General features: G+C 43.2%; 10 protein-coding genes and 3 tRNA genes. 6 read left to right on the top strand and 7 right to left on the bottom strand.

Annotated features, from left to right (window positions below; translation table 11 throughout):
• The first annotated feature begins 280 nt into the window (after nt 1–280).
• The 4 genes from ABF638_RS03080 to ABF638_RS03065 all read left to right on the top strand — a co-directional run bounded on the left by ABF638_RS03080 (nt 281) and on the right by ABF638_RS03065 (nt 1,664).
• A complete protein-coding gene (locus ABF638_RS03080) occupies nt 281–505 on the top strand; it encodes a hypothetical protein (protein WP_435020156.1) in 225 nt (74 codons plus the stop codon).
• A 38-nt stretch (nt 506–543) separates the two neighbouring features.
• Nucleotides 544–732, top strand: coding sequence for a hypothetical protein (locus ABF638_RS03075; protein WP_435020154.1), 189 nt, complete (start codon nt 544–546; stop codon nt 730–732).
• Nucleotides 733–862: 130 nt separating this feature from the next.
• Complete coding sequence (locus ABF638_RS03070) at nt 863–1,129, top strand: hypothetical protein (RefSeq protein WP_435020152.1); 267 nt, start codon at nt 863–865, stop codon at nt 1,127–1,129.
• Complete coding sequence (locus ABF638_RS03065; protein ID WP_435020150.1) at nt 1,119–1,664, top strand: hypothetical protein; 546 nt, start codon at nt 1,119–1,121, stop codon at nt 1,662–1,664. Before ABF638_RS03070 ends, ABF638_RS03065 begins: the two co-directional genes overlap by 11 nt.
• 171 nt (nt 1,665–1,835) lie before the next feature.
• On the opposite strand, the gene ABF638_RS03060 is transcribed toward ABF638_RS03065, so the two are convergent.
• The 4 genes from ABF638_RS03060 to ABF638_RS03045 form a co-directional block, all read right to left on the bottom strand.
• A tRNA-Thr gene (locus tag ABF638_RS03060) sits at nt 1,836–1,907 on the bottom strand.
• 87 nt (nt 1,908–1,994) lie between these two features.
• A tRNA-Tyr gene (locus tag ABF638_RS03055) sits at nt 1,995–2,080 on the bottom strand.
• Nucleotides 2,081–2,204: 124 nt separating this feature from the next.
• Entirely contained in the window at nt 2,205–3,179 is a 975-nt protein-coding gene (nadA, locus tag ABF638_RS03050) for a quinolinate synthase NadA (protein ID WP_435020148.1), read from the bottom strand.
• A 14-nt stretch (nt 3,180–3,193) separates the two neighbouring features.
• Complete coding sequence (locus tag ABF638_RS03045; RefSeq protein WP_181927937.1) at nt 3,194–3,349, bottom strand: hypothetical protein; 156 nt, start codon at nt 3,347–3,349, stop codon at nt 3,194–3,196.
• On the opposite strand from ABF638_RS03045, the gene ABF638_RS03040 reads away from it, so the two are divergent.
• Both ABF638_RS03040 and ABF638_RS03035 read left to right on the top strand, forming a co-directional pair.
• Nucleotides 3,329–4,249, top strand: coding sequence for a TIGR04168 family protein (locus tag ABF638_RS03040; protein ID WP_435020146.1), 921 nt, complete (start codon nt 3,329–3,331; stop codon nt 4,247–4,249). The genes ABF638_RS03045 and ABF638_RS03040 overlap by 21 nt on opposite strands.
• 131 nt (nt 4,250–4,380) lie before the next feature.
• Nucleotides 4,381–4,465: transfer RNA gene (locus ABF638_RS03035), tRNA-Ser, on the top strand.
• A 73-nt stretch (nt 4,466–4,538) separates the two neighbouring features.
• On the opposite strand, the gene ABF638_RS03030 is transcribed toward ABF638_RS03035, so the two are convergent.
• Genes ABF638_RS03030 through ABF638_RS03020 form a run of 3 tightly spaced genes read right to left on the bottom strand, consistent with a single transcriptional unit; the run spans nt 4,539 to nt 6,820 of the window.
• Nucleotides 4,539–5,306 (bottom strand): hypothetical protein, encoded by a 768-nt coding sequence (locus ABF638_RS03030; protein ID WP_435020144.1) that lies wholly within the window; start codon nt 5,304–5,306, stop codon nt 4,539–4,541.
• 7 nt (nt 5,307–5,313) lie between these two features.
• Nucleotides 5,314–5,679: a hypothetical protein gene (locus ABF638_RS03025; protein ID WP_435020142.1), complete on the bottom strand. Its 366-nt coding sequence runs from the start codon at nt 5,677–5,679 to the stop codon at nt 5,314–5,316.
• A 4-nt stretch (nt 5,680–5,683) separates the two neighbouring features.
• A complete protein-coding gene (locus ABF638_RS03020; RefSeq protein ID WP_435020140.1) occupies nt 5,684–6,820 on the bottom strand; it encodes a hypothetical protein in 1,137 nt (378 codons plus the stop codon).
• Nucleotides 6,821–6,997: the final 177 nt, after the last annotated feature.

The following is a 6,997-nucleotide window of genomic DNA, read 5'->3' as shown; positions in this document are numbered from 1 at the left end:
GACATAGTTATTGTATGAAAAATATCACTGAAAAACTCACAAAGTCAACAGACTACCCTGAAACCCCTGAATATTTTCAAAAACCTTGCCCCCGAACAAAGGGCTTTTTACAAGCTATTGACCCCTGAACAAAGACAAAGACTAATAGCGGTACTTAGGAAGCGATCGCAGGGAACCAGAAAGCCAATACTGAAGCGACCCCAGGCACAGACTAAAAACTAAGTGCTAAAGTGTTGCCATTAAACATAAGGTCAGCCTACCCAGGCTAACCCAACCCAATATGTCAACAATAATCAATATCACCACTACAGACGGGCTATCAGTTGAGTTAAACACCGAAGATGTAGACTTCATCGAAGTTGCTGACGCGGACTCTACAGATGAAGACTACATGGAGGCAGTATACTTCAATCTAGTCATGAAGGATGACCAGGAATATTTAATAGACACAGCAGACAATCTAGACCCTAGAGAAACTTTATTAAACCTTTTCCAGACCATGTAGCGCCTATCGGAACAGCCAAATAAGCATAACAAACTCCCTTGAAATCCAGTAAATACAACAAAGCCCCCGGAATACTCCAGGGGGCTTTTAACTGGGAAATATTTATCCTACTGTGTGCGTCTGGATGCCCCCAGGATGCCCAAGGGTTAACCCTATTTGCCTCTGTTTGGCATCCCCGGCTGACCAATATTACCCCCAATGTCTCAGCGATCGCCTCAGATGCTTAGTCAGTAGGTGGTTTAATGTCATAGGCTATGGAATATAAGTAAACCTGATAGGTATATTCTAAAAGTGCAGATTATACTGATATTCCCAGATTGACTAAATATCTGTAAGCAGTGCGTTTGGGATGCGGATATGAAACAGAAGATTCAGGATAAACAGTATACAACTCGGATGAAGGAATCTACTCTCCTGTGGTTAGAACAGGAAAGTCAAAATAGCGGTCAGAGTGTGGCTGATCTAATCCGAGAGGGTATCGAGATGTTAAAGAAATCTCGGACTACTCCAGTGGTTGAGATAAAACTGGCAGATATGGTAGATCCCTCTGAGTTGTTATTGGCGATTAAGACTCTGCGAAAAGAGGTAAACCAGAGGATAAAAGAGGGTCGCAATGGCAAATAATAAGCCCTGTATGGTTAAGGGGCTACCAGAGGATATCAGGGCTACTGTAGATGACCAGATATCTAAGGGGATATCTGCCCCCTCTATATCCCGATGGCTGGTAAAACAAGGGTTTAAGGTTACTCCCAGGCAACTGAACAACTACAAGGAAAGGACAGCCCCCAAAGCAACCCTAAACACATCTCAAGACTCTTTTTATACCCCCAGTGATTCAGAGGCTCAGTTGATGCGATCGGCGCGGGATATGTTACTCAGTAATGCTAATGAGCTTAATAACAGTTTTAAGGATACTGGGGACTTAAGGACTGCAAGAACACTTATAGAAATGACCGAGGCGGCCATGAATATAGCTAAGTTCTTAGTGGTCAATAATCCACCCGATACTCATATTGAAGTCAATGTAAATATGAAGTCTCTGGAGGCAGAAAGGGGGCTACCTGAGACTGATTTAAGCCAATGGCGGAATGATGGCGGAGATTTCACCCATTTCCGCGATGATGGCGGAGATGATGGCGGAGAACCCAATAACCAATGACCAATGACCAATGACCAATAGCCCATAACGGGGCTTTTGACTCTACTAAAATCCCCCGGAAAGTTACCCGCTTTGTGACATACGTAGCTAACCATCCCTTGACTGTCCTATACTTAAGACATATTTAGGACAAGCTAGAGTGTTTTAGGACTGGTAACTGTTAATCTAAAAAGCCCGTGACGAGGATTGAACTCGTGACCTCACCCTTACCAAGGGTGTGCTCTACCACTGAGCCACACGGGCGAAATTATGATTTCGATTTTTCAGCTAGAAGTTAAATGCTGGGAGTTTTGATGCTTACCCAGACATTATAACTTATAACTTCGTAAGTGGTGGGCCGGGCTGGATTTGAACCAGCGTAGGCGCAAGCCAACGGATTTACAGTCCGTCTCCATTAACCACTCGGACACCGACCCGATTTGTCTCACGATTTAAAATCTTAGCACCACCTTTTATAAATAGCAAGTGGTTAGGAAAAATAACTTGTGGGTAGAGATCGCAACAAAATTGCGTCTCTACCATTTCGATACAAAATACTAGTTACACGCTCATTTCCAGCATTCGTTGCATTGGTCGCAGTGCGGCAAGCCGAATATCCTCTGACATGGTAATTTCGGGAGTACGATTTTTCATTGCCCAGTAGAGCTTTTCTAGGGTGTTTAACCGCATAAAGGGACATTCGTTACAAGCACAGTTATTTATCGGCGGTGCAGGAATAAAATGCTTGTCAGGAGCTAATTTTTGCATTTGATGAATTATTCCCGGCTCCGTAGCAACGATAAATTCTTTGGTGGGGCTGCTTTGACAATACTTGAGTAAAGCGGCTGTGGAGCCAATAAAACTGGCGTGGCGCAATACACTACTTTCACATTCTGGGTGTGCGATCGCCTCTGCTTCGGGATGGGCAATTTTTAACTGGACAATTTTCTTTTCCGAAAAGGTTTCATGGACAACACAGCTACCTTGCCATAGCACCAAATCTCGTCCAGTCTGTTCCATGACATACCGCCCCAAATTCCGATCTGGGGCAAAAATAATCGGCTGTTCTTTCGGTATCTGCTGCACAATTTTCACAGCGTTGGAGCTAGTACAAATAATATCGCTCATCGCCTTGATATCAGCAGAGCAGTTGATGTAAGACACCACCAAATGATCTGGATGCGCTGCTTTAAAAGCTGCGAATTCGTCTGGTGGACAACTATCTGCTAAAGAACAACCAGCATCCAAATCTGGTAAAAGTACTAATTTATCGGGATTAAGTATCTTTGCTGTTTCTGCCATGAAGTGAACACCAGCAAAGACAATCACATCCGCATTGGTTTTTTCGGCGGCTCTTGCTAATTGTAATGAATCCCCAATAAAGTCGGCAATATCCTGAATATCTGGCTCTTGATAATAATGCGCCAGGATAACTGCGTTGAGTTCTTTTTTGAGACTCTCAATGGCGGCAAATAAATCTAGTGGTAGTTCACCCGGTTGGGTTTTTTCTCGTTGAGCTAGTGCAGTAGTAAACACAGTTTAGGGGTGCTTTAAATTGCAAATTTATGTCCTGTGGAATCAATTATAGTAGTTTTTACCAAAAATAGTGGACGGTTGATATTTTGGGGTTGTGTCCAAATCCGGCTGAGTTTCATATCCTGGAGATAGACGGCAAGGAAAGTGGCATGACCAGTCAGAAAACTCAATCGATAACCCTCAAAATTGCTGTAATTGGAGATGTTCACGACCAATGGGAAGTGGAAGATGGTATTGCACTCAAGCATCTGGGTGTTGACTTAGCGTTGTTTGTCGGGGATTTTGGCAACGAGTCGGTGGAAGTGGTCAGAGCGATCGCATCTCTCGATATTCCCAAAGCAGCCGTAATGGGCAACCACGATGCTTGGTATACCGCCACCGAATGGGGACGCAAAAAGGCTCCTTATGACCGCTCTAAGGAAGACTGGGTACAGGAACAACTCGATTTATTAGGCCCGTCCCATGTCGGTTACGGTAAGTTGGATTTTCCCGCTTGGAATTTAACTGTAGTGGGGGGTCGTCCCTTTACTTGGGGTGGCCCAGAGTGGAAATTCGCGGAAATCTGTCAAGAACGTTACGGTGTGACGAGTTTGGAAGAATCTGCCGATCGCATTGTGAAAGCGATCAAAAGCGCCGCTTACGAGACGATTATATTTTTGGGTCACAACGGGCCTAGTGGATTAGGCGATCGCCCCGAAGACCCCTGCGGCAAAGACTGGCACCCAATTGGCGGCGACTTTGGCGATCCAGACTTTGGCGAGGCGATTTCTCATGCCTTGACTGCTGGTAAAACCATTCCTCTGGTGACATTTGGTCACATGCACCGAGATTTACGCCATACCAAGAAGGTGCAGCGCAAACCCATCTTTAGAAGTCCAGAGGGGACAATTTACTTAAATGCGGCTAGTGTCCCCAGGATTGTGGAAAATGACAGCGAGAAGTTGCGTAACTTTTCCATTGTCACCCTAGAGGCGGGTGTGGTTTCGCAAGTTTCCCTAGTTTGGGTGGGGAATGACTTCCAGGTGGCAGAGGAGGAAATTTTGTATGAGCGATCGCGCATTGTGTCGTAGACATTCGCATCCAGTAGTGCAATCTGCGTAGATAATAGGGTATAGTATGATCTGTCAAGTTTAGTGCGAACCAACAAAAGCGCCTGAATAGCGTCTAAAACTAGGATCAGCACAAGTTTGACAGATTTACTGGAGAGGTGGCAGAGTGGTCGATTGCGTCCGACTTGAAATCGGATGAGGCTAAAACCTCCGGGAGTTCGAATCTCCCCCTCTCCGTTGAATAGTTTGGGAATTAGATATTGGTTAATAGCTATTGCTTATTAGTTCAGCAGGAAGTTGATACAAAATTTCACATCACATCCTCATATAAGTGCTTTAAGTGATCAGGTAAATCTATTTCCTGGGTTTGCTCAACTGATGTAGTTGGAAGACCGCTCAGTTCGTCTAAATCTCGGATTTTTCTAACAAGTATCTGAATTAGAGAACCGTTTTTACCTAACTCAAAAATGTCATTTTTGTCTAAGACAACTATTCTTTTTTGGGTCTTAGCATGAAAAATTACTTGACGTAATCTACAGTCACTGATTGCCCTCTGTCTAGTATCACCTGATTGAGGAAAGCCTGCTGCTCCGTTCAGTGTAAAAAATATTCCCAGTCCGACTGTGCTTGAGAGATTTAAGTCTAAGATGCTGCATAGTCGCGCAAACTGTTTGTCAGGCAAGCGCTCTTTGGTTGCCTTTGCTTCAATAACTATGCCTCTTTGATTCTCTTTAAGATAGAGTTGATTACAAACATATAACCAAGCTGTTTGATCTCCACTAACTAAAAAGTCGTATTGAGGCCCTGCTGACTGAAAGCTCTTGAAGCTTGTGGCTCCTTGAAGTCCACGAAAGACAAGACAGACAATTTGCTCAAGCAACTCACCAGCCTGTTTACTTTGTGGAAGTGTAGGATTTTTCAGTTGTGTAAAGTCTTTGAGTTGTTCTAAATATTTTGAAAGTCTTGAGTCTTTTACGGTGTACAAAAAAGATGCTAACTTATCTGATGCTGGGTCGTCTCTGTTAAGAAGTGCCAGAGTATCGAGAGCTGATTGAACTAACTCTTCTTGACTGGGCATACCTTAATTAAAGAAATTCGATTGAATGCATAGACTTTGCCATAATATCAAAGGACAATTCGTTGTAGTCTTCAACACTCTTTTCGCAAAATGGACAAACCCAAGGCAAATTGGGAAAGCCTTGACCATAGGGAATTGCCCCTGCTGGCACATCTGGCTCACAGTTATGATAAATGAGAAGCTGATTTTCACAGAGTCCTTCAGCTTCGAGAACAGCTATGACTGCAAGCGCTTCAAAGTATTCCAATCCCAATCTAACGGCAAGCTGGTGTGGCATAGCCGTTTTTGATGGTTTCTGAAAGTGCCTACTCAGTTCAGCCCTTTGCTCACCAGATAGGAAATCTAAACGTCCTTTACAAATCACGCTGACCATTGCCTTAGCCTCGAAGTCCAAGTTCCCTTAGAAGAAACTTTAGTACACCCGTACTCCCTCCATAGTATCCTGAATGGCACTTTAGGTGCTGAAGAGAATCTTGGGTTTTAGAACCGGGTTTGAGTCCAAAGTAACAATGTGCTTTGAAAAGCTTTTCTAATTGGGCTTTGGTTTTTGAACCTTCAGTGTCAGCTTCCCTCAAATTGACTTCTCTGTCTAGACTGAATTCATAAGATTTAGTGCCCCATTCTTTGAGCAGAGTACGCAAAAGGGCATTTTCAACATTACTGATTTTCTCTATATCATCTGTAAAGCCAAGTGTCTCTAGTGCAGATTCAGCTAATTGTCGAGAGAGTGCCTGTAACCCACTCGCATCAATTTCGTGTACTCCAGAACTATGAGCATTCAAAGCCACCCCGGCAGATTCTGCTCTTATCCGCAAGTGTTGCCATTTATAGTGAAAATCATTGATAGATTTGTTGAGATATTTGTTCCACATTTCATGCAGAACTAAACGAGGAAGATTGGGGTGAACCCATTGACCTTGCAGATAATCAGCTAATTGATCGAAGAATGCCGGAATATACAACCAGAAAGGAAACTGCGTTGATTTATCTGTGTGTTCATCACTGCGTGGAGTAAATGAGAAGCCTTCCCATGATAAAGCAACATAATTATGACCAACCTCAGCAATGACAGACCACCGAATATTGCATTCCTCAAATTGACTAGTTTCACCAGTCCTCCTACGGATGTAATCAGGAATCTTATAGGTGCGAATATACCATTTCTTTAATCCCATAGTCTCTTGAATAGGGCCATACCAGCCCTCTTCACCAAATTCTCTTAATAGCAAAGCGGGCGACTTTAAACTAGGTATATGGGCACTCTGTCCTTGCTTGATGCTCAACCACATCCTTGGCTGCTTGACATACGCTAGTAGAACTTTGTCTGTAGTAAGTTCACCCTTTTCAAGAGAATCAGCTATGTGTAAAGCTATTTTTTCTTTCTTTTCTTTACTCGTAGCTGACGGAGCAATTTCTCTGAGGGTTGTAGCCTTAAACTCCGAACTAGACAAAAATTGTACGCAAAAATCTCTGCCAGAAGGGAAGCCATAATCCACAAAAGCGTTAATGCTCATAGAATTTTTTTGAGGAGGTCAATTTTACTAAGTGGAAGTGATATTAACACTCAGAGCATACTAAGATAGCGTCTAATTTAAGTATTTAGTTTTGATATTTGTTTCAAAAGCGATCGCTCCTCTCTCCCCTTGCTTGCATTATGCTATCATTTTGATAAATTCTACTTTGAGGTAAAG

This window comes from Nostoc sp. CALU 1950, from assembly GCF_051172895.1.
Lineage (GTDB): Bacteria > Cyanobacteriota > Cyanobacteriia > Cyanobacteriales > Nostocaceae > Nostoc > Nostoc edaphicum_A.
Note: the sequence above shows the minus strand (reverse complement) of the source record. Positions and strands in the feature narration are given on the sequence as shown.